27 protein-coding genes and 2 riboswitches are annotated in these 24319 nt (G+C 69.2%); of the genes, 8 read left to right on the top strand and 19 right to left on the bottom strand.

Annotated features, from left to right (window positions below; all coding sequences use genetic code 11):
• Window positions 1-5 precede the first annotated feature (5 nt).
• From DD559_RS14045 to cbiE, 8 genes are read right to left on the bottom strand one after another with little or no spacing between them, the layout of a single operon-like run.
• Entirely contained in the window at window positions 6-413 is a 408-nt protein-coding gene (locus DD559_RS14045) for a DUF1636 domain-containing protein (protein ID WP_116469734.1), read from the bottom strand.
• A 22-nt stretch (window positions 414-435) separates the two neighbouring features.
• The gene (gene bluB / locus DD559_RS14040; RefSeq protein WP_116470916.1) at window positions 436-1080 is read right to left on the bottom strand and encodes a 5,6-dimethylbenzimidazole synthase; all 645 of its coding nucleotides are present in this window, start codon (window positions 1078-1080) and stop codon (window positions 436-438) included.
• Complete coding sequence (gene cobO / locus DD559_RS14035; RefSeq protein WP_116469733.1) at window positions 1077-1679, bottom strand: cob(I)yrinic acid a,c-diamide adenosyltransferase; 603 nt, start codon at window positions 1677-1679, stop codon at window positions 1077-1079. The genes bluB and cobO overlap by 4 nt, the downstream gene beginning before the upstream one ends.
• Window positions 1676-2416, bottom strand: coding sequence for a precorrin-6A synthase (deacetylating) (cobF, locus tag DD559_RS14030; protein ID WP_116469732.1), 741 nt, complete (start codon window positions 2414-2416; stop codon window positions 1676-1678). The genes cobO and cobF overlap by 4 nt, the downstream gene beginning before the upstream one ends.
• Window positions 2413-3726 carry a cobyrinic acid a,c-diamide synthase CobB gene (locus DD559_RS14025; RefSeq protein ID WP_116469731.1) on the bottom strand — a complete coding sequence of 438 codons (1314 nt, stop codon included), beginning with the start codon at window positions 3724-3726 and terminating at the stop codon, window positions 2413-2415. Before DD559_RS14025 ends, cobF begins: the two co-directional genes overlap by 4 nt.
• The gene (gene cobM, locus DD559_RS14020) at window positions 3723-4508 is read right to left on the bottom strand and encodes a precorrin-4 C(11)-methyltransferase (RefSeq protein ID WP_116469730.1); all 786 of its coding nucleotides are present in this window, start codon (window positions 4506-4508) and stop codon (window positions 3723-3725) included. Before cobM ends, DD559_RS14025 begins: the two co-directional genes overlap by 4 nt.
• Entirely contained in the window at window positions 4505-4864 is a 360-nt protein-coding gene (locus DD559_RS14015) for a cobalamin biosynthesis protein (protein ID WP_116469729.1), read from the bottom strand. Before DD559_RS14015 ends, cobM begins: the two co-directional genes overlap by 4 nt.
• Window positions 4861-6057, bottom strand: coding sequence for a precorrin-6y C5,15-methyltransferase (decarboxylating) subunit CbiE (gene cbiE / locus DD559_RS14010; protein ID WP_116469728.1), 1197 nt, complete (start codon window positions 6055-6057; stop codon window positions 4861-4863). Before cbiE ends, DD559_RS14015 begins: the two co-directional genes overlap by 4 nt.
• Here cbiE and DD559_RS14005 point away from each other — a divergent pair.
• Window positions 6056-6814 carry a cobalt-precorrin-6A reductase gene (locus tag DD559_RS14005; protein ID WP_116469727.1) on the top strand — a complete coding sequence of 253 codons (759 nt, stop codon included), beginning with the start codon at window positions 6056-6058 and terminating at the stop codon, window positions 6812-6814. The genes cbiE and DD559_RS14005 overlap by 2 nt on opposite strands.
• Here DD559_RS14005 and cobJ read toward each other — a convergent pair.
• The 7 genes from cobJ to DD559_RS13970 all read right to left on the bottom strand — a co-directional run bounded on the left by cobJ (window position 6781) and on the right by DD559_RS13970 (window position 15880).
• The gene (cobJ, locus tag DD559_RS14000; protein ID WP_116469726.1) at window positions 6781-7539 is read right to left on the bottom strand and encodes a precorrin-3B C(17)-methyltransferase; all 759 of its coding nucleotides are present in this window, start codon (window positions 7537-7539) and stop codon (window positions 6781-6783) included. The two genes, DD559_RS14005 and cobJ, sit on opposite strands and share 34 nt — an antisense overlap.
• Window positions 7536-8264, bottom strand: a complete 729-nt coding sequence (gene cobI, locus DD559_RS13995; protein WP_116469725.1) for a precorrin-2 C(20)-methyltransferase — start codon at window positions 8262-8264, stop codon at window positions 7536-7538. The genes cobJ and cobI overlap by 4 nt, the downstream gene beginning before the upstream one ends.
• Window positions 8261-8890 carry a precorrin-8X methylmutase gene (locus DD559_RS13990; RefSeq protein ID WP_116469724.1) on the bottom strand — a complete coding sequence of 210 codons (630 nt, stop codon included), beginning with the start codon at window positions 8888-8890 and terminating at the stop codon, window positions 8261-8263. The genes cobI and DD559_RS13990 overlap by 4 nt, the downstream gene beginning before the upstream one ends.
• The gene (locus tag DD559_RS13985) at window positions 8890-10014 is read right to left on the bottom strand and encodes a ferredoxin-like domain-containing protein (RefSeq protein ID WP_116469723.1); all 1125 of its coding nucleotides are present in this window, start codon (window positions 10012-10014) and stop codon (window positions 8890-8892) included. The genes DD559_RS13990 and DD559_RS13985 overlap by 1 nt, the downstream gene beginning before the upstream one ends.
• Window positions 10011-13370, bottom strand: a complete 3360-nt coding sequence (cobN, locus tag DD559_RS13980; protein ID WP_116469722.1) for a cobaltochelatase subunit CobN — start codon at window positions 13368-13370, stop codon at window positions 10011-10013. The genes DD559_RS13985 and cobN overlap by 4 nt, the downstream gene beginning before the upstream one ends.
• Window positions 13371-13383: 13 nt before the next feature.
• Entirely contained in the window at window positions 13384-14421 is a 1038-nt protein-coding gene (gene cobW / locus DD559_RS13975) for a cobalamin biosynthesis protein CobW (protein WP_116469721.1), read from the bottom strand.
• Window positions 14422-14609: 188 nt separating this feature from the next.
• Window positions 14610-14830: riboswitch (cobalamin riboswitch) on the bottom strand.
• A gap of 27 nt (window positions 14831-14857) precedes the next feature.
• The gene (locus DD559_RS13970; RefSeq protein ID WP_240610260.1) at window positions 14858-15880 is read right to left on the bottom strand and encodes a HoxN/HupN/NixA family nickel/cobalt transporter; all 1023 of its coding nucleotides are present in this window, start codon (window positions 15878-15880) and stop codon (window positions 14858-14860) included.
• Between the two features lie 176 nt (window positions 15881-16056).
• Window positions 16057-16273, bottom strand: a riboswitch (cobalamin riboswitch).
• A gap of 97 nt (window positions 16274-16370) precedes the next feature.
• On the opposite strand from DD559_RS13970, the gene DD559_RS13965 reads away from it, so the two are divergent.
• Window positions 16371-17771 carry a M20/M25/M40 family metallo-hydrolase gene (locus DD559_RS13965; RefSeq protein WP_116469719.1) on the top strand — a complete coding sequence of 467 codons (1401 nt, stop codon included), beginning with the start codon at window positions 16371-16373 and terminating at the stop codon, window positions 17769-17771.
• Here the strand turns inward: DD559_RS13965 and DD559_RS13960 are convergent.
• Window positions 17768-18160, bottom strand: coding sequence for a JAB domain-containing protein (locus tag DD559_RS13960; protein ID WP_116469718.1), 393 nt, complete (start codon window positions 18158-18160; stop codon window positions 17768-17770). The two genes, DD559_RS13965 and DD559_RS13960, sit on opposite strands and share 4 nt — an antisense overlap.
• A 116-nt stretch (window positions 18161-18276) precedes the next feature.
• Here DD559_RS13960 and DD559_RS13955 point away from each other — a divergent pair, with 116 nt between their 5' ends.
• Genes DD559_RS13955 through DD559_RS13940 form a run of 4 tightly spaced genes read left to right on the top strand, consistent with a single transcriptional unit; the run spans window position 18277 to window position 21697 of the window.
• On the top strand, window positions 18277-19071 hold the full coding sequence (locus DD559_RS13955) for a thymidylate synthase (protein WP_116469717.1): 795 nt from the start codon (window positions 18277-18279) through the stop codon (window positions 19069-19071).
• Window positions 19068-19544 (top strand): dihydrofolate reductase, encoded by a 477-nt coding sequence (locus DD559_RS13950; protein ID WP_116469716.1) that lies wholly within the window; start codon window positions 19068-19070, stop codon window positions 19542-19544. The genes DD559_RS13955 and DD559_RS13950 overlap by 4 nt, the downstream gene beginning before the upstream one ends.
• Window positions 19541-20713, top strand: coding sequence for a dipeptidase (locus DD559_RS13945; protein ID WP_116469715.1), 1173 nt, complete (start codon window positions 19541-19543; stop codon window positions 20711-20713). Before DD559_RS13950 ends, DD559_RS13945 begins: the two co-directional genes overlap by 4 nt.
• Window positions 20714-20773: 60 nt before the next feature.
• Window positions 20774-21697 carry a bifunctional riboflavin kinase/FAD synthetase gene (locus tag DD559_RS13940; RefSeq protein ID WP_116469714.1) on the top strand — a complete coding sequence of 308 codons (924 nt, stop codon included), beginning with the start codon at window positions 20774-20776 and terminating at the stop codon, window positions 21695-21697.
• Window positions 21698-21708: 11 nt separating this feature from the next.
• On the opposite strand, the gene fliP is transcribed toward DD559_RS13940, so the two are convergent.
• The 3 genes from fliP to DD559_RS13925 are packed head-to-tail and all read right to left on the bottom strand — an operon-like array spanning window position 21709 to window position 23448.
• The gene (gene fliP / locus DD559_RS13935) at window positions 21709-22464 is read right to left on the bottom strand and encodes a flagellar type III secretion system pore protein FliP (RefSeq protein ID WP_116469713.1); all 756 of its coding nucleotides are present in this window, start codon (window positions 22462-22464) and stop codon (window positions 21709-21711) included.
• Window positions 22457-23212, bottom strand: a complete 756-nt coding sequence (locus tag DD559_RS13930; protein WP_116469712.1) for a FliO/MopB family protein — start codon at window positions 23210-23212, stop codon at window positions 22457-22459. The genes fliP and DD559_RS13930 overlap by 8 nt, the downstream gene beginning before the upstream one ends.
• Complete coding sequence (locus DD559_RS13925; protein ID WP_116469711.1) at window positions 23212-23448, bottom strand: FliM/FliN family flagellar motor switch protein; 237 nt, start codon at window positions 23446-23448, stop codon at window positions 23212-23214. The genes DD559_RS13930 and DD559_RS13925 overlap by 1 nt, the downstream gene beginning before the upstream one ends.
• A gap of 115 nt (window positions 23449-23563) precedes the next feature.
• On the opposite strand from DD559_RS13925, the gene flgC reads away from it, so the two are divergent.
• On the top strand, window positions 23564-23971 hold the full coding sequence (gene flgC / locus DD559_RS13920; RefSeq protein ID WP_116469710.1) for a flagellar basal body rod protein FlgC: 408 nt from the start codon (window positions 23564-23566) through the stop codon (window positions 23969-23971).
• A gap of 13 nt (window positions 23972-23984) precedes the next feature.
• Complete coding sequence (fliE, locus tag DD559_RS13915; protein WP_116469709.1) at window positions 23985-24305, top strand: flagellar hook-basal body complex protein FliE; 321 nt, start codon at window positions 23985-23987, stop codon at window positions 24303-24305.
• Window positions 24306-24319: the final 14 nt, after the last annotated feature.

The following is a 24319-nucleotide window of genomic DNA, read 5'->3' as shown; positions in this document are numbered from 1 at the left end:
CGGCGTCACTCCGCAACGAAGCCAGGCGGGGGCGTGCGGACGAGGAAATGGCCCTTCACCCCCTGCGGCCATTCCTTGAACGGTACACGGCCATGTTCGCTGGCGGCATAGTGGACGGCATAATCGAGAATGGCCTGGGCCGCATCTGCGTCGGGCGTGAAGCGGCCGAGCACATAGCCGACCTTGCCGGGCGCGCGCAGATGCACGGTGCAATGCTCGTTGCAGGCGAACAGGCATGGCATTTCCTGCACGGCGACACCGGCATAGCGTGCGTCCTTCGCCTGCACGGCGCGCAACGCCTCCACCAGCCGCGCGCCGCCACGCACGCCTTCTGCATCCTCGCGCAGGGCGACACTGTGGCGACAGGTATTGCAGGCGACGATCGCGGGGCCGTCTTCCACGGGCTTCAGCATCAAGGGTTCTCCTGGAAAGGGGTTATCGTTCGAACAGGCGGTCGGCCATCGGCTCGCGTGCCTGCCAGCCGCGCTGCTCGAGTTCGGGTCGGTCGGAATCCACGGCGGGATAGCCGATGCACAGCAGCGCAATCAGCGACCAGCGCGCAGGAACGTCGAGCATCGCGGCAACCGCGTGCGGATCGAGAATGGAAACCCAGCCCATGCCGAGCCCGCGCACGCGCGCGGCCAGCCACAAGGTGTGGATCGCGGTGACGCAGGAATAGCGCAGCATTTCCGGCATGGTGGCAATGCCCAGACCATGCCCCGCCCCCGGCGCTTCGTCGCAGAAGACGGCGAGAAGCTCCGGCGCCTCGCGGATGCCGTGAAGCTTGAGGGCGCGATAGGCGGCATCGCGCGACTGCCCGGCATAGGCCGATGCCGCCCGTGCATTCTCGCCATCGACATGCGCGGCGAGGCTGGCCCGAATGCCCGGCGAGCATAGCCGCACCACCCGCCAGGGCTGGGCATTCCCCACCGACGGCGCAAGCGCCATGCAGGCGAACAGATCGTCCATCTCCGCCGCCGCCACCGGATCGGCGGCGAAGTGGCGCACGTCGCGTCGCCAGCGCAGCAGCGCATCGAACTGCCGCCGGAAATCGGCGTCGAAGGCGGGCGCGTTGCTCAGAACTCGATCCCGGCCTGTGCCTTCACGCCGGAACGGAAGGGATGCTTCACCTGCGTCATCTCGGTTACGAGGTCGGCGGCGTCGATCAGCGCATCGGGCGCATTGCGGCCGGTGACGATCACATGCTTCATTGGCGGACGCGCCGCGAACACCGCCAGCACCTCGTCCAGCGGCATATAGTCGTAGCGCAGCGCGATATTCAGTTCGTCCGCCAGCACCATGTGATAACCGGGATCGGCGATCATCCGCTTCACTTCTTCCCAGGCGGTGCGGGTGACGGCGATATCGCGGGCGCGATCCTGCGTATCCCAGGTGAAGCCTTCGCCCATCGGCTTGAATTCCACCTGCTCGGGAAAGGCATCGAACACTGCCTTCTCGCCGGTGTGCATCGCCCCCTTGATGAACTGGACGACGCCGACCTTCATGCCGTGCCCGATCGCGCGGACGACCATGCCCATGGCGGCGCTGCTCTTGCCCTTGCCCTTGCCGGTATGGACGATCAGCAGTCCCTTTTCCTCGGTCTTCGTCTCCATCATCGTCGCGCGGGCGGCCTGGATCCTGCGCATCTTTTCGGCATGGGCTTCCTCGTCGCGGGTCATCGGGATTCCTTTCGAAGCAGCGTGACGTCCATGATCCAGCCATGGCGGGCACGGAGCGCGGCGCGCCTGGCGGCGATGCGGGGGCCTGCCTCGGCCAGCGGGCCGTGGTCCAGCGCCTGTTGCGGCATTCCCAGATAGGCGCCCCACCAGATGGCGAGCCCCACCGGGTCGAGCGTTTCGAAGGCACAGCCGCCGTCCAGCATCACCACCAGCGTATCGGCGCCATCGGGCCAGCCCTGGCGGCGCAGCAGCCGCCCGGTGGTGATCGTCACTGCGCCCGCCAGCGCGTTGAGCGGAATCGCATGGGCGGCGGTGAGCGCCTGTATGCTGGTGATGCCGGGCACCACCCGCACCGAAATGTCCGGCAACCGGGCGGCGATCCGCAACGTGCTGTCGTAGAGCGAAGGGTCGCCCCATACCAGCAGCGCTACCGATCCTCCCCCCGGCAGATGGGCAGCGATGGCCGCGCGCCAGGCGGTGGCAATGGCGTCATGCCAATCCTGCACGGCCTGCACATAATCGCCCTCGCCGGCCCGCACCGGCATGTCGAACTCGGCGATCGGCACCGGCCGCGCCAGCACGGCCGCGCAGATGGCATGGCGCAGGTCGGCGAGATCGCCGGCATTTTCCTTGCGCGGCACCAGGATCAGGTCCGCAGCGTTCAGCGCCCCTACCGCCTCGCCGGTCAGATGGTCTGGGTTGCCGGTGCCGATACCGATCAGATGCAGCGCGATCATGCCGCCGCCGCGATCAGATGGAAGAAGCTGCCGGTCACCCGCCCGCGCACCGATCCCGTTTCGGCAACCGCGGCGCCTTCCGCATCGGCTACATCGGCAAGCGGCGCATCGGCTTGCGCGATGATGGTGGAATAGTGGAACTCATGGCCTATGAGCTGCGCCCCGGCGGGAATGCCGGCCAGCGGCGCGCGCAACGTCGCACGCCGGTACCCCAGGTGCATCCGCCGCTGGGCATGGCTGGTGACGAGCCCGAGCAGCCCCGCCATGCGGTGGCGCGTTCCCGCCTTGTCGATCAGCGCCTCGCCCAGCACCATATAGCCGCCGCACTCGCCATGCACCGGCCGCGCCTCGGCATGGCGACGCAGGCCGGTGAGGAATCCGTCGGCGGCGGCGATGGTCCCCGCATGAAGCTCCGGGTAACCGCCGGGCAGCCAGACGAGATCGGCATCGGCGCTGGGCGCCTGATCCGCGAGCGGCGAGAAGGGCAGGATCTCCGCACCCGCCTTGCGCCAACCTTCCAGCAGATGCGGATAGAGGAAGGAAAAGGCCGCATCCTGGGCGATGGCGATGCGCTGGGCCGGCGGCATGGGCAGGCCTCGCCCTGCCACGCCCGCGCGACCGCAAGCCGCGGCGGCATCGCGAATCGCCGCCAGGTCGACATGTTCGCGCACGAACGCCGCATATCCCGCGATCAGGCGATCGAGATCGGGATGCTCCACCGCCTGCACCAGCCCCAGGTGCCGCTCCGGCAGCGCCAGATCCGCCCGGCGCGGCAATGCGCCCAGCACGGTGATCCCGGCAGCCGCCATACCTGCCCGGACGAGCCGTTCATGACGCGGGCTCGCGACGCGGTTCAGGATCACCCCGGCGAACGGCACCGCCGGATCGAACCGCGAAAAGCCGAGCGCGGTGGCCGCCGCCGACTGCGCCTGGCCGGACAGGTCGAGCACCAGCACCACCGGCCAACCGTTTCGCCGCGCAAGATCGGCGGTGGCGCCGGTGCCGCTCGCGCCTTCCCGCGCGACGCCGTCGAACAGCCCCATCGATCCTTCGGCCAAGATCAGATCGGCATCGGTGCCCTCGGCCGCGATCGCGTCGAGCAGGTCTTGATCCATCGCCCAGCTGTCCAGGTTGAACGATGGCCGCCCGCATGCCGCGCGGTGAAAGGCGGGATCGATATAATCGGGTCCGTTCTTGAACGGCTGCACCACCACGCCGTCCTCGGCCAGCGCGCGGAGCAGACCCAGCATCACCGTGGTCTTGCCGCTGCCCGAAGCCGGTGCAGCAACGATCAGGCCAGGCAGGCTCATTCCTGGGCCCCCGCGAACGGCGAGTCCACATGCTGCGGCCGGAAGCGCCGGTCGTACCCCGCCGCATACAGGCTGCTTTCGGCGAACCCCTCCGCCGCCAGCACGCGGCCGACCAGGATCAGCGCGGTCCGTTCCATGCTGCCCTGAACGGCGGCGTCGATCGTCGCCAGCGTCGCGCGCACGATACGCTGATCGGGCCAACTCGCCCGCCACACCACCGCGACCGGGCAGTCCGCGCCATAGGCCGGCAGCAGATCGGCGACGACCACGGCGAGATTGTGGATCGAAAGATGGATCGCCAGCGTCGCACCCGTCGCCGCGAAGTTCACCAGGCTTTCGCGCTCGGGCATCCGGCTGGCGCGGCCGGGGGTGCGGGTGAGGACGAGCGACTGGCCGAGTTCGGGCAGCGTCAGTTCGGCCTCCAGCGCCGCAGCGGCAGCCGAAAAGGCCGGAACGCCGGGCGTGACGGTGAACGGAATGCCCAGCGCCCGCAACCGGCGCAATTGCTCGCCCATCGCCGACCAGACCGAGACATCCCCCGAATGCAACCGGGCGACATCCTGCCCGGCCGCATGGGCGGCGACGATCTCGGCCAGGATCGCATCGAGATCCATCGGCGCGGTGTTCACGATCCGCGCACCGGGCGGGCAATGGGCCAGCACCGCCTCCGGGATCAGCGACCCGGCATATAGGCAGACCGGGCTTGCCGCGATCAGATCGCGGCCACGCAGCGTGAGCAGATCGGGCGCGCCTGGGCCGGCGCCGATGAAATGAACGGTCATGCGGAAGCTCCTTCGGCAATGGCGCACGTGGCCAGGCGATCGGCGGAAATGTGGCGAGGTACGAGCAGCCGTCCTCCGGGACCGGCAGCCGCCAGCGCAGCCGCTTCGGCAACGCTGCCGGTGCCCCGCGCAACCAGGCTCGCGGGGGAACAAGTGGGCGTCGCGATGCCCGCGACCGATTCCACGGCAAGAGCGGGTAGGTCCAAGGCCGTGAGCAGCGGCACCTTGTCGGCCGTGGTGGCGACATGGGTGATTGGCGCATCCACCGCCTGCATATGCGCCTGGGCCCTGGCCAACGCCGATCGCAGCGATTCTGCGGTCGCGCCGCTGCGATAGCCGAAACCGGCGACGATCATCGTGTGATGCTCCACTGCACCACCGGATAGCGCGCGCGCCAGCCATGGCGGCCACCAAGCGGCACCGCCTCGGCAAGTTCGATCCGCAGCAGGCTGCCGCCCCGTTCGGCGTGCCACTGGGCAAGCAGTGCTTCGGATTCGAGCGTGACCGCATTCGCCACCAGCCGTGCTCCCGCGGGCAGCCGCGCCCACAGCGCCTCCAGCAGGAATTGCGAAAGGCCGCCCCCGATGAAGACGGCGTCGGGCGTCTCCTCCGGCAACAGCGCCGGGGCACGCCCGACCAGAACCGCCAGCCGGTCCACCCCCAGCGCCGCCGCGTTGCCACGGGCGCGCTCCGCCCGCACCGGATCGGCCTCGATCGCCACCGCACGATTGGCGGGGTGGGCGAGCAGCCATTCGATCCCGATCGATCCGGAGCCGGCGCCTATATCCCACAGCAACGCCCCCGGCCGCGGGCCAAGCGCAGACAGGGTCAGCGCCCGCACCGGCCGCTTCGTGAGCTGGCCATCGGATGCGAACCAGGAATCGTCCCTGCCACAGGCAACCGGCAGGACCATGCCCGCGCCCGCAACCTCGATGCCCACCGTCACCGGATGCGCGACATCGCTGAACGCATAGGTGTCGGCCGACACCGCACGAACCCGCTCGCGCGCGCCGCCCAGCGCCTCCAGCAAATGCAGCCTCGATGCGCCGAATCCGGTCCCGTCCAGATAGCCGGCGATCCCCGCCACCGCCGCGCCATCGCGCACCAGCACCAGCAGCCGCCGGCCGGGCACCAGATGCGGCCGCAGGCGCGTCACGGGCGCCGCGTGGAGTCCAAGGCATGGCGTATCCTGCAACGCCCAGCCCAGCCGCGCCGCGGCACGCGCAAAGCTGGACAAGGCGGGAAGCGCGATCCATTCGCCGGGCACGAGATGGCGCGTCACGCTGGTTCCCGCGCCGAACCAGAAGGGGTCGCCCGATGCCAGCATCACGACCCGCCGGCCGCGCTGCGCCAACAGCAGCGGAACGCCGTCCGCAAAGGGGACTGGCCATTCAACGGCTTCACACCTAAGCCCCGGCAGCAGCGCCAGGTGGCGGGGAGCCCCCATCACCAGCTCTGCCGCATCCAGCGCCAAGCGGGCGGCCGCGGAGAGGCCTTCCACGCCATCCTCGCCGATACCGAGGATCGTCAACCAGGGGAGCTCAGCCATGCCGAACGTCCTGCTCCTGGGCGGCACCACCGAAGCGAGCGCGCTCGCCCGCCTGCTCGCGGAACAGGGCGTGGAAACCACGCTCAGCTATGCCGGCCGAACCGACAACCCCCGGCAGCAGCCGGTGCCGGTGCGCATCGGCGGCTTCGGCGGCGTGGAGGGGCTGGCCCGCTATCTGCGCGAACAGCGCGTGACTCATCTGGTCGATGCGACCCACCCTTTCGCCGCCACGATGAGCGCCAACGCCGTCATGGCCGCCCAATCGGCGGGGGTACCGCTGATCGCCCTCACCCGCCCGGCATGGTGCCCGACGGAGGAAGATCGCTGGACGCGCGTGGCCGACATTGCCGGCGCCGTCGCTGCACTGGCCGGGCCGGCGAAACGCATCCTGCTGGCGCTGGGCCGGATGCACGTCGCCGCGTTTGCCGCCCAGCCGCAGCACCATTATGTCCTCCGCTTCGTCGACGTGCCGGGTGCGCCGCCGGCGCTGCCCGATCATCACCTGATCGTCGATCGCGGCCCCTTCACACCGGAAGCGGACCATGCGCTGATGGCGGCACACGAAATCGATCTGGTGGTCTGCAAGAACGCCGGCGGCAGCGGCGCCGAGGCGAAACTGATCGCCGCCCGCAGGCGCGGCATTCCGGTGCTGATGATCGACCGCCCGGCCCTGCCCGCGCGTCGCGAAGTGGCCCGCCCCGAAGCGGTGCTCGCGTGGCTGGGTCATGCGCCCTCCACCGCGAAGCGCGGCGTATAGAGGATCGGCCGCCCCGTGCGGGGGATCAGGCGGGTCTGGCTGGAACCGAGGATCACCATCGTCCGCATGTCGGCCATTTCGGGCCGTGCCTGTCCAAGCGACACGATCCGCAGATCCTCTTCGGGGGTGGCGACGGCGCGGGCGAACAGGATCGGGCGATCCGCGCCACAGCTTTCCCGCAGGACCGCCAGCGCCCGCGCAAAGCCCTCCGGCCGTGCCTTGGAACGGGGGTTGTAGAAGGCCATGGCGAAATCCGCCTCGGCCGCCAGGCGCAGCCGCTTCTCGATGAGCGCCCAGGGCTTGAGATTGTCGGAAAGATTGATCGCGCAGAAATCATGGCCGAGCGGCGCGCCGGCCCGCGCGCTCGCCGCCAGTATCGCGGTGATACCGGGCAGCACGCGGATGTCGAGGTCGCGCCGGTCCGGCGGCCCTGCTTCCAGCGCCTCGAACACCGCCGCCGCCATCGCGAACACCCCCGGATCGCCCGACGATACCACCACCACCCGCCGCCCCTGTGCCGCCAGGTCGAGTGCCAGCGCGGCACGGTCCAGTTCCACCCGATTGTCGGAGGCGTGGAGCACCAGCCCCGCGCGCCGCGGCACCCGCGCGACATAGGGGATATAGCCGATCACATCGGTCGCCTGCGCCAGTGCGGCGGTGACCTCGGGCGTCACCAGCGCCGCGTCCCCCGGCCCCAGCCCGGCAATGGCCAGCCATCCGCTCATGGCCGCCGTCCCCGGCCATGGATCAGCAGGATCGAGAAATAGGGCGTCACCCTTTCCGCCGCCGCCAACGGGGTCACCCGCTGTTCCGGCATGGCCGCATGTTCGACCAGCCAGGCCTCCTCCTCGCGCCCGGCGGTGGCCACCGCCCGCCGCAGCTTTGCAAGGTTTCGGCCGATCTTCATCACCACCACCGCATCCGTATCCCGGATACGCCGCGCCAGCTCCTCCTCGGGCAGCGTCGCCATCACGATCGTCAGCACGTCGTCGCCCCAGGTGATCGGCTGGCCGGTGGCGTTCCACGCACCGGCCATGCCGGTGATCCCCGGCACCACCGCCACGGGCACCAACCCGGTCAGCCGAGTGTGGAGGTGCATGAACGAGCCATAGAAAAACGGATCGCCCTCGCACAGCACCACGACATCCTCGCCGCTCCGGGCAAGCGAAAGCAGCCGATCGGTACACTCGGCGTAAAACGCCGAAAGGCAGGCATTGTACCGCGGATCGGTGACGGGAATTTCCGTCGTCACCGGATACTCCATCGGCAGTTCGATCGCGTCGGCGCGAAGCATTCCCTCGGCGATCCGCCGGGCCTGCCCCGGCCGCCCCGCCTTGCGGAAATAGGCGACATGGCGGGCCGACCGCACCAGCCGGTCGGCCCGCACGCTCAGCAGATCGGGCGCGCCCGGCCCCAGGCCGACGCCGTGGATGGTGCCAAGGCGCCTCATTCGGCGCGGCTCGCCAGCGCGTTGACGGCGGCAACGGTGATCGCGCTGCCGCCCAGTCGTCCTTCGACGATGCAGCAGGGCACCGGCGGCGCCTGCCATAACGCAGCCTTGGACTCGGCCGCGCCGACAAAGCCCACCGGGCAGCCGATGATCGCCGACGGCCGCGGGCAGTGCGGATCCTCCAGCATGTTGAGCAGGTGGAACAGCGCGGTCGGTGCATTGCCGATCGCCACCACCGCCCCGGCCAGATGGGGGCGCCACAGCTCCAATGCGGCGGCGGAGCGGGTGTTCGCCATGGCCTGCGCCAGCACCGGCACCTGCGGATCCTGCAGCATGCACAGAACGGGATTGTTGGTCTGCAGCCGGGTGCGGGTAATCCCTTCCGAAACCATCCGCGCGTCGCACAGGATCGGTGCGCCGTCGGCCAGCGCGGCCCGCGCCGTCGTCGCGAAACCCGGCGAGAAGCGGATATGGGGCGCCAGCGCCACCATGCCGGCGGCATGGATCATCCGTACCGCCACCGGCTCCTCTTCCGCCGTAAAGCGGGCAAGATCGGCCTCGGCCCGGATCATGGCGAAGGACTGGCGATAGATGGCGGCGCCATCGGTTTCGTAGCTATGGGGCATCAATCGGTTCCGAAAAGTGCGCGCAGCGCAGCGGGCGTGAGTCCGGGATGCGCGGCCGGCTCGCCCGCCCGCGCATCGAAGGCGAGGTCGAGGGCGCCTTCCCGTCCGGTCACAACGACATGGGCGGCATCGGCGCGGGCGCAGCCCTTCGCGCAGCCCGAAACATGCAGCTGCCCGGAAATGTGCGGCGCCAGTTGCCGGGCGAGATCGCGGGTCGCAATGCTCGCCTGCGGGCACAGCGGTGCGCCGGGGCAGGCATCGACGCGTAGCAACGGATCGGCGGGATCGACGATCATGCCGGGATGCCCATGCGTCAGGCCCTCGCCCAGCAAGGATCGCCACGGCGTGACGCGGATCGCCGAGAGCCCCTGCTCCGCCAGTTCCACCAGCCTCGCGGAATCGATCTGCCCGAAGGCGACGCCCAGGACCATGCCGAGCGGATGCCGCCCCGGCACCATGCGGGCGCCGGGCGCGGCGGCGAAGACATCCCCCTGCGCCCAGTGCGGAAGGGGCTGCCGATGCTGCCCCATCCTGCCGGCGGCGCTGCCGCCGCTTTCGACGAACCAGCGTGCCAGCCGGACCAACGCCCCCGCTTCGGTGCCGCGCGGCACCGCGACGCCGGTGGGCCTTCCCTCGGCTCGCAGGATCAGGCGCCCGCCTGCCGCGCGTTCGATACGGAAATCGCCCGATACGCCGGACAGGCGCGGCACAGGCCCGGCATCCACCACGAAACCCGCTTTCCCCGGCAACGCCGGCAGATCCCCCAGCATCCCCAGCAGGTCGGTTGCGATACGGTGCGTGTCGTCACCCAACCGCCAATCGGGCGCGACCAGGAGCGTGCGGCATTTCTCGCGTGCCGGGTCGGGATCGACCAGATCCAGCGCGATCAGACGTTCGAGCAACGCCGGCCACCCCGTCTCGGCCACCCCGCGCAGTTGGACGTTGCCGCGGCTCGTCAGATCGATCAGGCCATTCCCCCAGGTCAGCGCCGCGTCGCAAAGCCCCAGCAGCTGATCCCGCGTCAGCCGGCCGAGGCGCGGCTTCACCCGCACCAGCAACCCGTCGCCCGCCGCCATCGGGCGCCACGCATCGGGGCACCAGCCGCGCACCAGAAAGCCGCTCATGCAGCACTCCCCAGCGCGGCCAGGATCGAATTGCGCCGCGTCGGCCACAGTCCGGCGCTATGGAGCGCCGCGAATCGCGCCGTTATCGCTGCCAGCGCCGCAGGGTTCGCCTCGGCCAGAAATGCGCACACCTCCGGATCGCCGAGCGTGGCATCATGATACAGATCGAACAGCTGCGGCGGCACGGCGCCTGCCAGATGGGCGAAGGTGCCGAGGTGATCGAGCGTCGCCGCGATCTCCGCTGCGCCCCGGAAGCCGTGCCGGCGCATCCCGGCGATCCAGCCCGGATGGGCGGCGCGGGACCGCACGACGCGGGCGATCTCCTCGGTCAGCGGGCGGGCAACCGGGCGGGCGGTATCGCGGGAATCGAGATGATAGAGCGCGGCGTTCCCGCCCCCCAGCGCCTTGGCGGCAGCAAAGCCCGCCTCATGTGCGGCATAGTCGGCGGCGAGCAACAGGTCCGTCTCGGGCAGGTCCTGCAAATGCACAAAGGCATCCGCCCCCGCCACCCGCGCCCGAATGCCCAGCGGATCGGCCTGCGGCGCCGGCCCGTCCAGCGCATGGTCGGACGCGGCCAGCCATGCCGCGCCGGCCGCCCGCCGCGCCGCTTCGGTATAGGTCTCCGCCGCCACGCCCATTCCCAGACCGTAACTGCCGGGCTGCGGGCCATAGACGCGAGGGCCAGCATCCCGCCCCGCGAACGGATTCCATTCCGGCGCCTCGTCGCGCATCGTCAGCGCCCGCACCGCCTGGCCGAACAGTTGCGGCAACGTCGGGAAGGCATCGCGGAACAGGCCGGAGACGCGCAGGGTCACGTCGATGCGCGGGCGATCAAGCAGCGCGATCGGCAGGATTTCCACGCCCGTCACCCGCTCCGATCCATGGTCCCAAATCGGGGCCGCCCCCAGAAGGTGCAGCGCCATCGCGAATTCCTCGCCGGCGGTGCGCATGGTCGCCGATCCCCACAGGTCGACCACCAGCCCCTTGGGATAATCGCCATGATCCTGGAGATGCCGGCGGATCAGCTCGTCGGCGAGCACGATGCCCTGGGCATGTGCCGCGCGGGAGGGCACGGCGCGCGGATCGATGGTGTAGAGATTGCGCCCCGTCGGCAGCACGTCGCTGCGCCCGCGGAACGGCGAGCCGGACGGCCCGGCCGGTACGCGCCGCCCCGCCAGCCCCGCGATCAGCCCGTCCCGCTCGGCGGCTCCGCACGCGCCGCGGCCGAAGACATGCAGGCCGTCGCCGAACTGCCCTTCCTTCACGTCACACACGAAGCGGTCGATGCGGGTGATCGCCTCCGCCGTGCTGGTGGCGGTGTCGAGCCCCAGCTCCGCCTCGAGCCCGACCGCGCGCGCCTCGTCGCGGATCGCGGACTGCAGCCGGTCGCGGCGGGCGGGATCGAGCCCCACCGCGTTGGAGAACTCGTCGAGCAGCGCCTCGATCCGGCCGAGCCCCGCGCCGCTGCCGGCCGTCTTCAGCGGCGGCGGCAGGTGGCCGATGGTGACGGCGCCGATGCGCCGCTTGGCCTGCGCGGCCTCGCCGGGATCGTTGACGATGAACGGGTAGAGGATCGGCAGACCGCCGGTCAGCGCCTCGGGCCAGCAACCGTCGGACAGCGCCACCGTCTTGCCGGGCAGCCATTCGAGCGTGCCATGCGCGCCGATATGGACCAGCGCATCGATCGCCCGCGCCCGCAGCCACAGATAGAAGGCGACATAGCCATGGCGCGGCACACGGGCGGTATCATGATAGCTGTCTTCCCGCGTGGCGGGGTCGCCCCGCTCGGGCTGGAGCGCGATCAACAGGCGACCGCTTTGCACCGCCGGGAAATGGAAGCTGCCGTCCTGGACCAATGCATCCGCCTCCGGCGCGCCCCAGGCCGCGTCCAGATCGTTGCGGAGCGCCTCCGGCAGGGAGCCGAGCGCCTGTCGATAGTCCGCCAGCGACCAGCAGCACCGGGCCGTTTGCAGCCGGCCGGCAAGATCCGTTACCGTCTCGCCCAGATCGGCGGCAATGGCCTCGACGGAGGCCAGCGCATCCAGCCCCACGGCATGGGCGACCTGCCAGTCCTTGCCGGGATAGGTCGAGAGGACGAGCGCGACCCGCTGCTCGGCGTGCGGCTTCGCGGCGAGCGCGATCCAGCCGGCAACGCGATCGACGATGGCGGCGATGCGCGGTGGCTCGGGCTGGTGGACGGTGCGCGCGAAGCCCAGCGCCGCGTCGCGGGCCTCGGCCTGCTTGAAGCTGGCGACGCCTGCGAAGATCCGGCCGTCGATCTCCGGCAGCACGACGTGCATCGCGAGATCGGCCGGCGACAGGCCGCGATCGGAACCGGCCCAGGCCTCGCGCGGTGCGGTGGCGAGCGCCAGCTGGAAGACGGGGACGCCGGCCGCGTCGAGCGGCGACTGCCCCGCCGCGTCGCGGGCGGAAAAGGCGGTGGCGTTGACGATCGCCGCGGGGGCGAGCTCGCGCACCCATTGCGCCACCTGCGCGCGGGCATCGGGCGCCTTGAGCGACGGCACGAAGATCGACAACGTGTCGAAGCCCTTGCGCTCGAACGCTTGATGGAGCGCCGCGAAGGGCGCGACGTCGCAGGCCGCGAGATAGGAGCGATAGAAGACGATCAGGACCAGCGGGCGGCCGGTGCGGGTCCAGCCTTGCCGCTCCGCCTCCCCACATCCCGCGTCATCCCCGCGCAGGCGGGGATCCATTTGCCAGGACGCCGGGGACAGGAGCCGAGAGCTTCCCACCAATGGATCCCCGCCTCCGCGGGGATGACGGGTGGAGGGAAGGAACGCGCCATGTTCCGGGTGCCACAGGCCGAAGCCCGGGAGTGGGGTGTAGGGGGCAGCGGCGTCACCGCCGATCCCCGCCGCCCTCGCCAGCACCCCCAGTGCCGCCCGCGCCGCCTCGGCGCCGCCGGCATCGCAAAGCCCGGCCAGTTCCCGCAGCACCGGTGCCGCCACCGTCGACGCCGCATCCAGCCGTTCGTCCGGCCGCCCATCCGCCGGTAGCACCGCCAGCGCGATACCGCGCGCACGGGCGAGCACCTCCACCTGCTGGAGGCCGTAGCTCCAATAGGGCATCCCGCCGATCAGCCGGATCAATATGCCCTTGGCGCCCGACAGCGTCCGCTCGACATAGGTGTCGACCGAAAGCGGGTGCATCAGCGCCGCCAGGTTGGCCAGCCGCAGCGAGGGCAGTTCCCCCCGCCCCGCACGCCACGCCGCCGCGAACGCGCCGAGGTCGCTGTCGGAGAAGGACAGCACCACCAGGTCCGCGGGCGCCTGCCCGAGGTCCTGGGGCACGGCGTTCTCCTCCAGCCCGTGCGTTTCGCGGAACAGGACGTGCATCGCTGTGGCTGCCTCAGCCGGCCAGCACCGCGCGGAAGGCGTCCGGGCGCACATCGTCATGCTCGGCGATCGCGACCAGCGCGGTGCCGCGCGGTTCTCCGGCACGCCAGGGCCGGTCGTACTGGTGCCGTACCCGCGCACCGACCGCCTGCACCAACAGCCGCATCGGCTTGCCGGACACGGCGGCATAGCCCTTTACCCGCAGCACCTTGTGCTCGCGCGCCAGTCGCTCGATCCGGGCGACCAGTTCGGCCGGATCGGCGATCTCGCCGAAGGTGACGACAATGCTGTCGAAATCCTCATGCTCGTGATCGTCCTCGCCGTCATGGTGCGAAGGACGCGCGGCGAGGTCGTCCTCGGCGGCGGCGCCCAGCCCCAGGATCACGCGCGGATCGATCGCACCTTCGCGGATCTCGACCACCGGCACCGGGCGCGGCGCCTCGGCGGCGATCACCGCGCGGGCGGCGGCCACGCCCTCCGGCCCGGCGAGATCGATCTTGGTCAGCAGCACCATGTCGGCGCAGGCGAGCTGGTCCTCGAACACTTCGGCGAGCGGCGTCTCATGGTCGATGCCCGGGTCGGCGGCGCGCTGCGCCTCCAGCGCAACCAGATCGGGCGCGAACCGGCCCTCGGCGACGGCTTCGGCATCGGCCAGCGCCAGCACGCCGTCGACGGTGATGCGGCTGCGAATCGCCGGCCAGTCGAACGCCTTGAGCAGCGGCTTGGGCAGCGCCAGGCCGGAGGTCTCGATCAGGATATGGTCGGGACGCGGCTCGAGTGCGAGCAGCCGCTCGACCGTGGGGATGAAATCGTCGGCGACGGTGCAGCAGATGCAGCCATTGGCCAGCTCGACTATGTTCTCGGCCGGACAATCGGGGATCGCGCAGGATTTCAGGATCTCGCCGTCGACGCCCAGCGTGCCGAACTCGTTGACCACCACCGCGAGGCGGCGCCCCCCGGCATTCTGGATCAGGTGGCGGATCAGCGTGGTCTTGCCGGCGCCGAGAAAGCCGGTGACGATGGTGACGGGGACCTTGGCAAGGTCGGTCATGGTATCTTCCCCCCCGCGCCGGAGCGAACATGGGCGGGGGCTTGCCGGAACCCATGTCCGGCCGGCGCGCGACGACGGGCGGGCGCGAAGGACGCCCGACACCACGCGACCGTGCAGCCCCAGCCGCACAGCTTCGTCGCTCGAACGGAAGCAGATACCGTGCCGCGGCCATCCCCTGGACCAAGGCAAGAGCGACCGTTGCGCCGGCAGGTCTCCTGGCTCGCGGGTCACAGCTTGATGCACGCCTTCCCAGGCCCGTCGGGCCCAGTGGCTGCCCCGTTTGCCGGGGCCCGTGCATCGCGCTATCCGCTTACAGTTGCAGGGACAGCCGCGGATTTGGGAAGCAAGCTCCCCGCACCGCATTCCCGATTAAGCCCCTGTGGGGGGCACCGGCGCGATCTTGAGTGAAGGCCCGTGCAGGCCTTCGCCCAAGTTCCTAGACGCGCACCTCGATCTCGTCCAGCCTCTGCCAGCGATAGATGGCAAAGCTCACCAGCCAGCAGGCGATGAACAGCCCGATGATCGCGAATCCCAGGCTGTTGAAATGCGCGCCCAGCGCCGCGGCCATGCTCCACGGCCAGCCGGTCAGGCCCAGCTTGTCGCCGATCAGTGCCAGCGTCTCGATCCCGCCGATCACGATCGCCACCAGCGCGGAGATCAGGGTGATGGTGACGTTGTAGTAGAGCTTGCGGATCGGCTTCACGAACGCCCATTGATAGGCGCCGAGCATCACCACTCCGTCCAGCGTATCGACCAGCGCCATGCCTGCCGCGAACAGCGCGGGCAGCACCAGCAGCGTGCCCAGCGACACGCCGTGCGCCGCCTGGCCCGCCGACATGCCGAGGATCGCCACCTCCGTCGCGGTATCGAATCCCAGCCCGAACAGGAAGCCGAGCGGCGCCATGTGCCAGCTCTTGCTGACCAGCCGGAACATCGGCCCGAACAGCTTCGACAGCGGCCCGCGCGATGCGAGCAGCAGGTTGAGGTCATCCTCCACATAGGCGCCGCCGGCGCGGACATGGGCGAAGGTCTTCCACACCGATCGCAGGATGATCAGGTTCATCGCGGCGATCCCGAACAGGAACAGCGCAGAGACACTGGTGGCGACCACGCCTCCCACCTCCTTGAACGCTCCCGCTCCCGCCAATGCGCCGGTCGCGAGCGCGATGCCGGTCGAAGCGATGGCAATAATCCCCGAATGGCCGATCGCGAACCACAGGCCGGTGGCGATCGGCCGCTGGCCGTCGTTCATCAGCTTGCGGGTGACGTTGTCGATCGCGGCGATATGATCGGCATCGACGGCATGACGCAGCCCCAGCCCCCAGGCGAGCAGCGCGGTGCCGAGCATCAGCGGCTGGGCGTGGAACAGGGCAAGGGCCCAGCCCCAGGCGGCGATATTGGCGGCGATCAGCCCCGCGAACAACAGGGCGACGCGCGCGCGCAAAGACAGGACGGACAAGGAATCAGCACTCCGGCGGCGTCCTGCGACCTGGCCGGGGCCCACCGCGAACGGCCGGCCCCACGCCCCGATCGGACGCCTGATGCGACCGACGCGCGAAGCCGCAAGCGGCCCCCGCCGCTCGTGCGTCGCTCAGACGGAGTACACCGTGCCGCGGCCATCCCCTGGACCAGGGCAAGAGCGACCGGACGCCGGCAGGTCTCCTGGCTTGCGGGTCACGGCACGCTGCACGCCTTCCCAGGCGTTGCCGCCCAGTGGCTGCCCCTCCCATGGGGGCCAGTGCATCGCGCTATCCGCTCACAGTTGCAGGGACAGCCGCGGATTTGGGGGACCGCCCCCGCACCGCATTCCCGATTAAGCCCCTGTCGGGGCACCGGCGCGATCGAACCGTTGGTTAGGCGAGCGCCGGGCACATGGCAACCGCCCGGTTGACGCCCCTTGCCGAGCGGCTAGGCTTCTGCCCCACAACGCGAAATTGGGGGTCCGATCCATGCACACGCCGTTCTTCGCCGCCGCCGCGGCGCTTTTGCTCGCGGGCGCCCCCCTCCCCGCCCGGGCGCAGGGCCATCCCCAGGCGGAGGCGCAGGCGCTGGAATTGCTCCAGCGCGGCATCGGCTTTCGTACCGTTGCCGGGCCGGGCAACCAGACGCCGTCCTATGCCGCCTATCTGAAGTCCGTGCTGGTCGCCGGAGGCTTTGCCGATGGCGATGTGGAAATCGTGCCCGTGGGCGACACCGCCTATCTGGTCGCGCGCTATCGCGGCACCGGCAAGGCGAAGAACGGCGCCAGGCCGCTGCTGATTTCCGGCCATATGGACGTGGTGGAGGCCAAGCCGGCCGACTGGACGCGCGATCCGTTCACCGCCGTGGTCGAGAACGGCTATATCTTCGGGCGTGGCGCGACCGACATGAAGTACGACCTGTCGACGATGGTCGCCACGCTGATCGACCTGAAGCGCAGCGGCTTCCAGCCGGCCCGCGATATCGTGCTGCTGCTTTCCGGCGACGAGGAAACCGCGATGAAGACCACGGCGGCGATGGCCGATCGGTTTTCAAACGCCGAAATGCTGCTCAACATCGATGGCGGCGGCGGCGCGCTGGACGAGGCCGGCAAGCCGACCACCTTCGGCATCGAAGGGGCGGAGAAGACCTATGCCGATTTCGAGCTGACCGTCACCAATGCCGGCGGCCATTCCAGCGCACCCCGCAAGGACAATGCGATCTACGCCCTCGCCCATGCGCTGACAAGGATCGAGGGCTACGGCTTTCCGGGCCAAGTGGACGCGATCACGCGCGCCAGCTGGGAAGCCGCCGCGAAGGAAACGACGCCCGAGCGGGCGGCGGTGATCCGCCGTTTCGTCGCCAACCCACAGGATGCCGAAGCGCTGGCCGTGCTGCGCGCCGATCCCGCCACGGTGGGACAGACCGGCACCACCTGCGTCGCGACGATGGTGAGCGCCGGCCACGCCACCAACGCCCTGCCCCAGCGCGCGACCGCGAACATCAACTGCCGCATCTTCCCCGGCACGCCGGTGGAGGCGGTGCGTGCCACACTCGTGCAGGTCGTGGGCGATCCGGCGGTGCGGGTCCGCACGCTCGAAAGCGGTAGCGTCGCCAGTCCGGCCTCGCCGCTGCGCCCGGACGTGATGCAGGTGGTGACGCAGGCGATCCACGCCCGCTTTCCCGGCGTGCCGGTGGTGCCGGCGATGAGCGCAGGCGCCAGCGATTCGATGTGGTTCCGCGCAAAAGGCGTGCCCAGCTATGCGATCAGTCCCAAATTCATGAAGGACAGCGACAATTTTGCCCATGGCCTGAACGAGCGGACGCCTCTCAGCGAACTCGCGCCGTCGATCGCCTATTACCGCACCGTGCTGACGGCGCTGGCGCGCTAAAGCCAGCCGAGCTCGCGAAAACTGGTTATCCCGGTGCGGGTCACGATAAGATGATCGACCAGACGCACGCGCAGCGGCTCCAGCGCCCGGCCCAATAGCCGGGTGGTGGAGCGATCGGCCGAACTGGGCGTAGGATCGCCGCTGGGATGGTTATGCGCCATCAGCACCCACCGCGCATCGAAGGCCAGCACATCGGCCACCACCGCGCGCACGGGCAGGTCCAGCATCTCGCTGCCCTCGCCGGCAACATGGCGCATCCCCAGCAACTGACAGTCGCGGCCGAGATAGGCGAACGCTCCCATCTCGCGCGTGCCGTTCGCCAATCCTCCGAACAGGTCGATGGCCGCACGCAGGTCGGCGATATGCAAAAATGAGTAGGGCGTGAACATCGCCACGCGGTGGCACGGTTGGCAACGACACCGAAGCGCCACTGACTCCGCATCGGAGGTCCGATCCGGAGCAAAGGCGGATGACTCGGCCGCCTGGCCCGGCTAGGTTCGGTGCCATGCAGCAATATCTCGACCTGATGGCCCGCGCGCTGAACGACGGCGTGGAAGTGATGGATCGCACCGGTACCGGCACCCGCACTGTGTTCGGCGCCCAGATGCGATTCGATCTGCGCCAGGGCTTTCCGCTGCTCACCACCAAGAAGCTGCACATCCGATCGATCCTGATCGAGCTGCTCTGGTTCCTGCGCGGTGATACCAATGTCCGCTGGCTGCAGGAGCAGAAGGTCAGCATCTGGGACGAATGGGCCGATGCCAATGGCGATCTCGGCCCCGTCTATGGCAAGCAATGGCGCGACTGGGAGGCAGCGGATGGCCGCCATATCGATCAGATCGCCGCGTTGATCGAAACGCTGAAAAGCAACCCGGCGTCCCGCCGCATGGTGGTTTCCGCCTGGAACCCGGGAGAACTGGGCGCCATGGCGTTGGCGCCGTGCCACTGCCTGTTCCAATGCCATGTGGCGAACGGCCGGCTGAGCCTCCAGCTCTACCAGCGCTCGGCCGATATCTTCCTGGGCGTGCCGTTCAACATCGCCAGCTACGCGCTGCTTACCCATATCCTGGCGCAACAGGCGGGGCTGGAGGTCGGCGACTTCATCTGGACCGGCGGCGATTGCCACCTGTACCTGAACCATCTGGATCAGGCGCGCGAACAACTCGGCCGTACGCCCGGCTCGCTGCCGCGTCTGGAAATCCTGCGCCATCCCCCCTCGGTCGACGCCTATGCCTATGAGGATTTCGCGATCCACGACTATGTCGCGCAACCGCATATCAAGGCACCGGTTTCGGTATGATCAGCTTCCACCTCGCCCGCGCCGATAATGGCGTGATCGGCCGTGACGGCCAATTGCCCTGGCGCCTCCCGGCCGACCTGAAGCGCTTCAAGGCCCAGACCATGGGCCGTCCGATGATCATGGGCCGCAAGACGTTCGAGTCCTTTCCCGCCCCGCTACCGGGGCGCCGCCACGTCGTTCTCACCCGCGACCGCACCTGGCAGGCGCCGGGCGCAGAGGTGGCGCACAGTCCCGAGGAAGCCTTGCGAATGGCGGGCGCGGACGTCGCGGTGATCGGCGGAGCGGAGATTTTCGCACGCTTCCTCGATCGCGCCGAACGGATCGAACTCACCGAAGTGCATCTGGCCGCGATCGGGGATGCCCATGTCCCGCCGTTCGACGCCGCCTGCTGGCAGGAAACCATGCGGGAAGACCATGCAGCCGAAGGCGATCGCCCGGCGTACAGCTTCGTCACCCTCGAACGGGCGCGATGAGGCACGCGATCCTGATCGGGCTGTTCGCGGTGGTGGCCACCGCCGCGATCGGCGTTTTCGGGATCGCCCCCGTGGTGGTGGAAGCGGGCATGAACCGGGTGGTTCCCACCGCGCTACCGGTGGTCACGGCGCAAACCCGCGCGCTCCATGCGCGGCTCGCGATTGCCGACATGCACGCAGACACCTTGCTGTGGCGGCGCAGCCTGCTCGACTACGCCAATCGCGGGCAGGTCGATCTGCCGCGGCTGCTCGCGGGCAATGTCGCGGTGCAGGTCTTCGCTTCGGTCACCAAGACGCCGCGTCACCAGAATTACGATGCGAACGCGGCCGATTCGGACAACATTACCCTGCTGACCATCGCGCAGCTTCAGCCCCCGCGCACCTGGGGATCCCTGCTTCAGCGCTCCTTGTGGCACGCCGAGAAGCTGGCGCGCGCGGCCCGGGGATCGGGCGGTCAGCTTCGCGTGATCCGCACCCCCGCGGATCTGGATCGCCTGCTCGCGGATCGTGCGACCGGGCAGCGCGCGGTCGGCGGCCTGCTCTCCATCGAAGGGTTGCAGGATATCGAAGGGGATATCGCCAATCTCGATCGGCTCCATGCAGCCGGGTTCCGGATGGCGGGCTTCACGCATTTCTTCGACACCCCCGTCGCGGGGTCGATGCACGGCATGGCCAGGGGCGGGCTCACGCCGCTCGGGCGACAGGTGCTGCGGCGGATGGAAGCGATCGGCATGATCGTCGATGTCGCCCATGCCAGCCACCGCACGGTGGCCGATGTCCTGGCAATGGCCCGCCGCCCGGTGGTCTCCAGCCATGGTGGTGTGCAGGCGACGTGCAAGGTCAACCGCAACCTGAGCGATGACGAGATCCGCGGCATCGCTGGCACCGGCGGCGTGATCGGCATCGGCTATTGGGACGCGGCGATCTGCTCGACCAGCCCCAAGGCCGTGGCGGAGGCGATCGCCCATGTCCGCGACCTGGTGGGCATCGATCATGTCGGCCTGGGATCGGATTTCGACGGCGCGGTGACGACCGGGTTCGATTCCGCTCAGCTGATCGTCGTCACCCAGGCGCTGGTCGATCGCGGCTTCTCCGAACAGGAAATCGCCAAGGTGATGGGCGGGAACATACTCCGCGTGCTGCGGGCGGGAATGGCGCCCGCGCGATAGCCCCGGCGAAGAGAATGCCGCCCATTGGCATCGCCCACCCCAGTGCCTATAGCCAGCCCCATGCAGCGGCTGGACGGCGGCTCGGCGGTTCCGCTTCCTCTCCGGGGCGCGATCGTTGCGCTCGGTAATTTTGATGGCTTTCATTTCGGGCACCAGGCTGTGGTCGGCCGGGCGGTGGAGCGGGCGCGGGCGGAAGGAAGGCCGACGATCGTCGCCACCTTCGATCCCCATCCCCGCCGCTTCTTCCAACCCGATGCCCCGCCCTTCCGGCTGACGACGCTGGACCAGCGCGAGCGGTTGTTCGCTGCCGCGGGGGCTGATGCCATGCTGGTCTTCCATTTCGATGCGACGCTGGCACGGCTCTCCGCACGCCAGTTCGCGGAACAGCTGATCGAAACGATCGGTGCGGCCGGCGTGGTGACCGGGGAGGATTTCACCTTCGGCAAGGGCCGCGAAGGCGATGTCGCCACGCTGGCATCGCTCGGCACCGCGCTCGGCTTCACCGCCGAGACGGTGGCGCCGGTGCATCAGCAGGGGACGATTGTTTCTTCGAGCCGCATTCGCGCGCATCTGAAGGCCGGCCAGCCGCGCGAAGCCGCGGCGTTGCTGACCCGCCCGTTCGCGATCGAAGCGGTGGTGGAAGGGGGGGCGAAGCTAGGCCGGCAGCTCGGCTATCCCACCGCGAACATGCGGCTGGGCAATTATCTCCGGCCTGCCTATGGGATCTATGCGGTACGCGGGCGGCTTGCCGACGGCCAGGTGCTGAACGGTGTCGCCAACCTCGGCATCCGCCCCAGTTTCGATCCGCCCGTGGAGCTGCTCGAAAGCTTCTTCTTCGATTTTAGCGGGGATCTGTATGGCCAGATCGTGGAGGTCGCGCTGATCGAGTATCTCCGCCCGGAAGCCAAGTTCGACAGCCTCGAGGCGCTGACCCGGCAGATGGACGAAGACGCGGCACGCGCGCGGGAATTGCTGCGGGGCTGAACCCGCCGCGCTCAATGCGGCAGGAAACTCTTCACCAGCGAGCCCGCAACCAGCGCCCAGCCATCGACCAGCACGAAGAAGATGATCTTCATCGGCAAGGCGATCGTCGGGGGCGGCAGCATCATCATGCCCATCGCCATCAGCACGGCGGAAACCGCCAGATCGATCACCAGGAACGGCAGCAGCAACAGAAAGCCGATTTCGAACGCGCGGCGAAGCTCGGAGATCATGAAGGCCGGCGCCAGCGTCGTCAGGGGCGTTTCGGCGCGCGTCGCGATCTTCTTGTTCGCCAGATCGGCGAACAGCTTCAGATCGCTGTCGCGCACCTGGCCGAGCATGAACTGCCGGAACGGCTCGGTCGTCTTCTCGAACGCCACCGTCTCGGTCAGCTTGCCCTTGGTATAGGGCTCCACCCCGTCGGCCCAGGCCTTCTCGAACGTCGGCGCCATCACGAAGAAGCTCAGGAACAGCGCCAGGCTGATGATCACGGGGTTCGGCGGCACGCCGGGCGTGCCGATGCCGGTGCGCAGCAGCGACAGCGCCACCACCATACGGGTGAAGCTCGTCACCGTCATCAGCAGTCCCGGCGCCAGGCTCAGCACGGTCATCATCAGCACGAGCTGGATGGCCTTTGCGGAAAGCGGGCCTTCGCCGCCGATGCTGATGGTCGCGCCCTGGGCCGCGGCCTGTGCCGGTGCGGCCCCCTGCGCGTACGCCGCAACCGGCAATACGATCAGCAGCAAGGCCGCGAACAGAAACTTACGCATTGAGCGCCTCGCGCACCGCGCGCTTGTTCCAGCGCGTGGTGTCGCGCGGGCCGCGGGTGCGCGTGGATGCCGCTGCCGACTTGGCACGGCGCGGGCGCGACGCGGCCAGAGACGCAGGCTCGGTATCGAGATGCCCGGACTCGGAAAGCGCGGCGTCGAACGCATCGGCATCCGCGGAACCGGCATCGGAACGGGCGGAATCGGAAGGTTCGGGGCCCGAAGGCTCGGGGTCGGTCGGCGCCGGATCGGCATCGTTCGCCGGCACCAGCATCCAGCCCGGTTGCTTCGCGAGCGGCGCAGGCGCGGCATCCGCGATGGGGGCCGCGTCGGACATGTCGGTCTCGGGGCGGATGCGATCCACCATCGCGCGGAAATCGAGCTTGCCGGCGAGCTTGGTCACGCCTGCCTTCAGGGTGGCGAGGTCCGCCTCGATGCGGGCCGGCGTTTCGGCCGGTGCGACAGGTTCCGCCACCGGCTGCACCGGCGCCACGATACCGGTTTCGATCGTCGCATGGCCTTCCGGGCCGATCAGGATCAGATGCTCGCAGCCGTCGCGGCGGATCAGCGCGACCGATCGCTTGGCATCGACCGCCAGCCGCTCGACCAGTTCCACGCGCTTGCGCCCGCCCCCGGCAACCCGGCCAGGCAGGCGCAGATCATATCGCCGCACCGCCCACAGCGCGCCAGCGAGCATTCCCAGCACCAGGCCCAGCGCGCCCAGCGTACGCAGCATCGACAGGATGTCCATCAGTTACGCGACTTCTTGATGAGTTCGGAAATTTCGAGCGACATCACCTCGCCGTCGACGAGGATGCGGCCGGTGGCGACGAGTTCGCCGTTCACATAGACCAGGCTCGGATCGTCCTGGCCGCAGTCGAGCGGGATCATCGCGCCGCGGCTCATTTGCAGGATCTGCCGGACGGGCACTTCGGTCGAGCCGAGTACCACCGACATTTCGATCATGATTCCATCGAGTACCGACATGCGTCTCCCTTTCCCCCAGACTTATAGGAACCTTTTTTCCGCCCCAGGCGCCCGGCCCGGCAAAAATTGCCTACAATGATGGCATGGGCCGTTTCGGGCCGTGGAGGATCGACGGATGGATTTGGATGCTTCGCTGGGCGTTTCCGCCTCGGGTTTGCGCGCGCAGTCGCTGCGGATGCGGGTGATCGCGGAGAACCTTGCGAACCAGGACTCGGTGGCAGAGACGCCGGGCGGCGATCCCTATCGCCGCCGCGTCGTCAGCTTCCAGGCCGAAGTCGATCGCGCGACCGGCGCGACCGGCGTGAAGGTCAGGTCGGTCCAGGGCGATCAGTCGAACTTCACCAAGGTCTATCAGCCGGGTCACCCGGCCGCGGACGCACAAGGCTATGTGCTGAAGCCCAACGTCAACGGGCTGATCGAAAGCGCCGACATGAAGGCGGCACAGCGCAGCTATGAAGCCAATCTCAACGCCATCGAAGCGGCCAAGAGCCTTACGATGCGCACCATCGATCTGCTGAAATAAGGGGTAGCCTCACATGTCTATCGGAGCATTGGACGCCACCAAGGCGTATGGCCGGGTCGCGTCCCTTGGAAACAGCCTCGGCAAGGCGGATGAGGCGGGCAGTGTCGGCACCGGCAATTCCGGTTTCGGCGCCATGGTCGAGAACCTCGTCGGCGGCACCGCCGACAGGCTGCGCACCGCCGAGGCCGCATCTGCCAAGCAGGTGGCCGGCAAGGGCGATCTGATCGACGTCGTCACCGCGATCGGCGCGGCGGAGACCGCGCTCGACACGATGGTGGCGGTGCGCGATCGCGTGGTCGGCGCCTATACCGACATCATGCGTATGCAGATCTGATCCGGGCAGCCTCG

Source organism: Sphingomonas pokkalii (assembly GCF_003096275.1).
GTDB classification, from domain to species: domain Bacteria; phylum Pseudomonadota; class Alphaproteobacteria; order Sphingomonadales; family Sphingomonadaceae; genus Sphingomonas; species Sphingomonas pokkalii.
The sequence above is the reverse complement of the archived record's forward strand: the minus strand, read 5'-3'. Positions and strand labels throughout refer to the sequence as shown.

What these genes read in the sequence shown, in the direction of transcription:
- DD559_RS13925 (WP_116469711.1), bottom strand. Translation starts at nt 23,448, where the DNA reads ATGTCGGTACTCGATGGAATCATGATCGAAATGTCGGTGGTACTCGGC.
- DD559_RS13940 (WP_116469714.1), top strand. Translation starts at nt 20,774, where the DNA reads ATGCAGCGGCTGGACGGCGGCTCGGCGGTTCCGCTTCCTCTCCGGGGC.
- DD559_RS14025 (WP_116469731.1), bottom strand. Translation starts at nt 3,726, where the DNA reads ATGAGCCTGCCTGGCCTGATCGTTGCTGCACCGGCTTCGGGCAGCGGC.
- DD559_RS13950 (WP_116469716.1), top strand. Translation starts at nt 19,068, where the DNA reads ATGATCAGCTTCCACCTCGCCCGCGCCGATAATGGCGTGATCGGCCGT.
- flgC (WP_116469710.1), top strand. Translation starts at nt 23,564, where the DNA reads ATGGATTTGGATGCTTCGCTGGGCGTTTCCGCCTCGGGTTTGCGCGCG.
- cobW (WP_116469721.1), bottom strand. Translation starts at nt 14,421, where the DNA reads ATGACCGACCTTGCCAAGGTCCCCGTCACCATCGTCACCGGCTTTCTC.
- cobM (WP_116469730.1), bottom strand. Translation starts at nt 4,508, where the DNA reads ATGACCGTTCATTTCATCGGCGCCGGCCCAGGCGCGCCCGATCTGCTC.
- cobI (WP_116469725.1), bottom strand. Translation starts at nt 8,264, where the DNA reads ATGAGGCGCCTTGGCACCATCCACGGCGTCGGCCTGGGGCCGGGCGCG.
- DD559_RS13985 (WP_116469723.1), bottom strand. Translation starts at nt 10,014, where the DNA reads ATGAGCGGCTTTCTGGTGCGCGGCTGGTGCCCCGATGCGTGGCGCCCG.
- DD559_RS14015 (WP_116469729.1), bottom strand. Translation starts at nt 4,864, where the DNA reads ATGATCGTCGCCGGTTTCGGCTATCGCAGCGGCGCGACCGCAGAATCG.
- DD559_RS14045 (WP_116469734.1), bottom strand. Translation starts at nt 413, where the DNA reads ATGCTGAAGCCCGTGGAAGACGGCCCCGCGATCGTCGCCTGCAATACC.
- DD559_RS13955 (WP_116469717.1), top strand. Translation starts at nt 18,277, where the DNA reads ATGCAGCAATATCTCGACCTGATGGCCCGCGCGCTGAACGACGGCGTG.
- fliE (WP_116469709.1), top strand. Translation starts at nt 23,985, where the DNA reads ATGTCTATCGGAGCATTGGACGCCACCAAGGCGTATGGCCGGGTCGCG.
- cbiE (WP_116469728.1), bottom strand. Translation starts at nt 6,057, where the DNA reads ATGGCTGAGCTCCCCTGGTTGACGATCCTCGGTATCGGCGAGGATGGC.
- DD559_RS13945 (WP_116469715.1), top strand. Translation starts at nt 19,541, where the DNA reads ATGAGGCACGCGATCCTGATCGGGCTGTTCGCGGTGGTGGCCACCGCC.
- DD559_RS13960 (WP_116469718.1), bottom strand. Translation starts at nt 18,160, where the DNA reads ATGTTCACGCCCTACTCATTTTTGCATATCGCCGACCTGCGTGCGGCC.
- DD559_RS14005 (WP_116469727.1), top strand. Translation starts at nt 6,056, where the DNA reads ATGCCGAACGTCCTGCTCCTGGGCGGCACCACCGAAGCGAGCGCGCTC.
- cobN (WP_116469722.1), bottom strand. Translation starts at nt 13,370, where the DNA reads ATGCACGTCCTGTTCCGCGAAACGCACGGGCTGGAGGAGAACGCCGTG.
- DD559_RS13930 (WP_116469712.1), bottom strand. Translation starts at nt 23,212, where the DNA reads ATGGACATCCTGTCGATGCTGCGTACGCTGGGCGCGCTGGGCCTGGTG.
- cobO (WP_116469733.1), bottom strand. Translation starts at nt 1,679, where the DNA reads ATGACCCGCGACGAGGAAGCCCATGCCGAAAAGATGCGCAGGATCCAG.
- DD559_RS13990 (WP_116469724.1), bottom strand. Translation starts at nt 8,890, where the DNA reads ATGCCCCATAGCTACGAAACCGATGGCGCCGCCATCTATCGCCAGTCC.
- cobF (WP_116469732.1), bottom strand. Translation starts at nt 2,416, where the DNA reads ATGATCGCGCTGCATCTGATCGGTATCGGCACCGGCAACCCAGACCAT.
- cobJ (WP_116469726.1), bottom strand. Translation starts at nt 7,539, where the DNA reads ATGAGCGGATGGCTGGCCATTGCCGGGCTGGGGCCGGGGGACGCGGCG.
- DD559_RS13965 (WP_116469719.1), top strand. Translation starts at nt 16,371, where the DNA reads ATGCACACGCCGTTCTTCGCCGCCGCCGCGGCGCTTTTGCTCGCGGGC.
- fliP (WP_116469713.1), bottom strand. Translation starts at nt 22,464, where the DNA reads ATGCGTAAGTTTCTGTTCGCGGCCTTGCTGCTGATCGTATTGCCGGTT.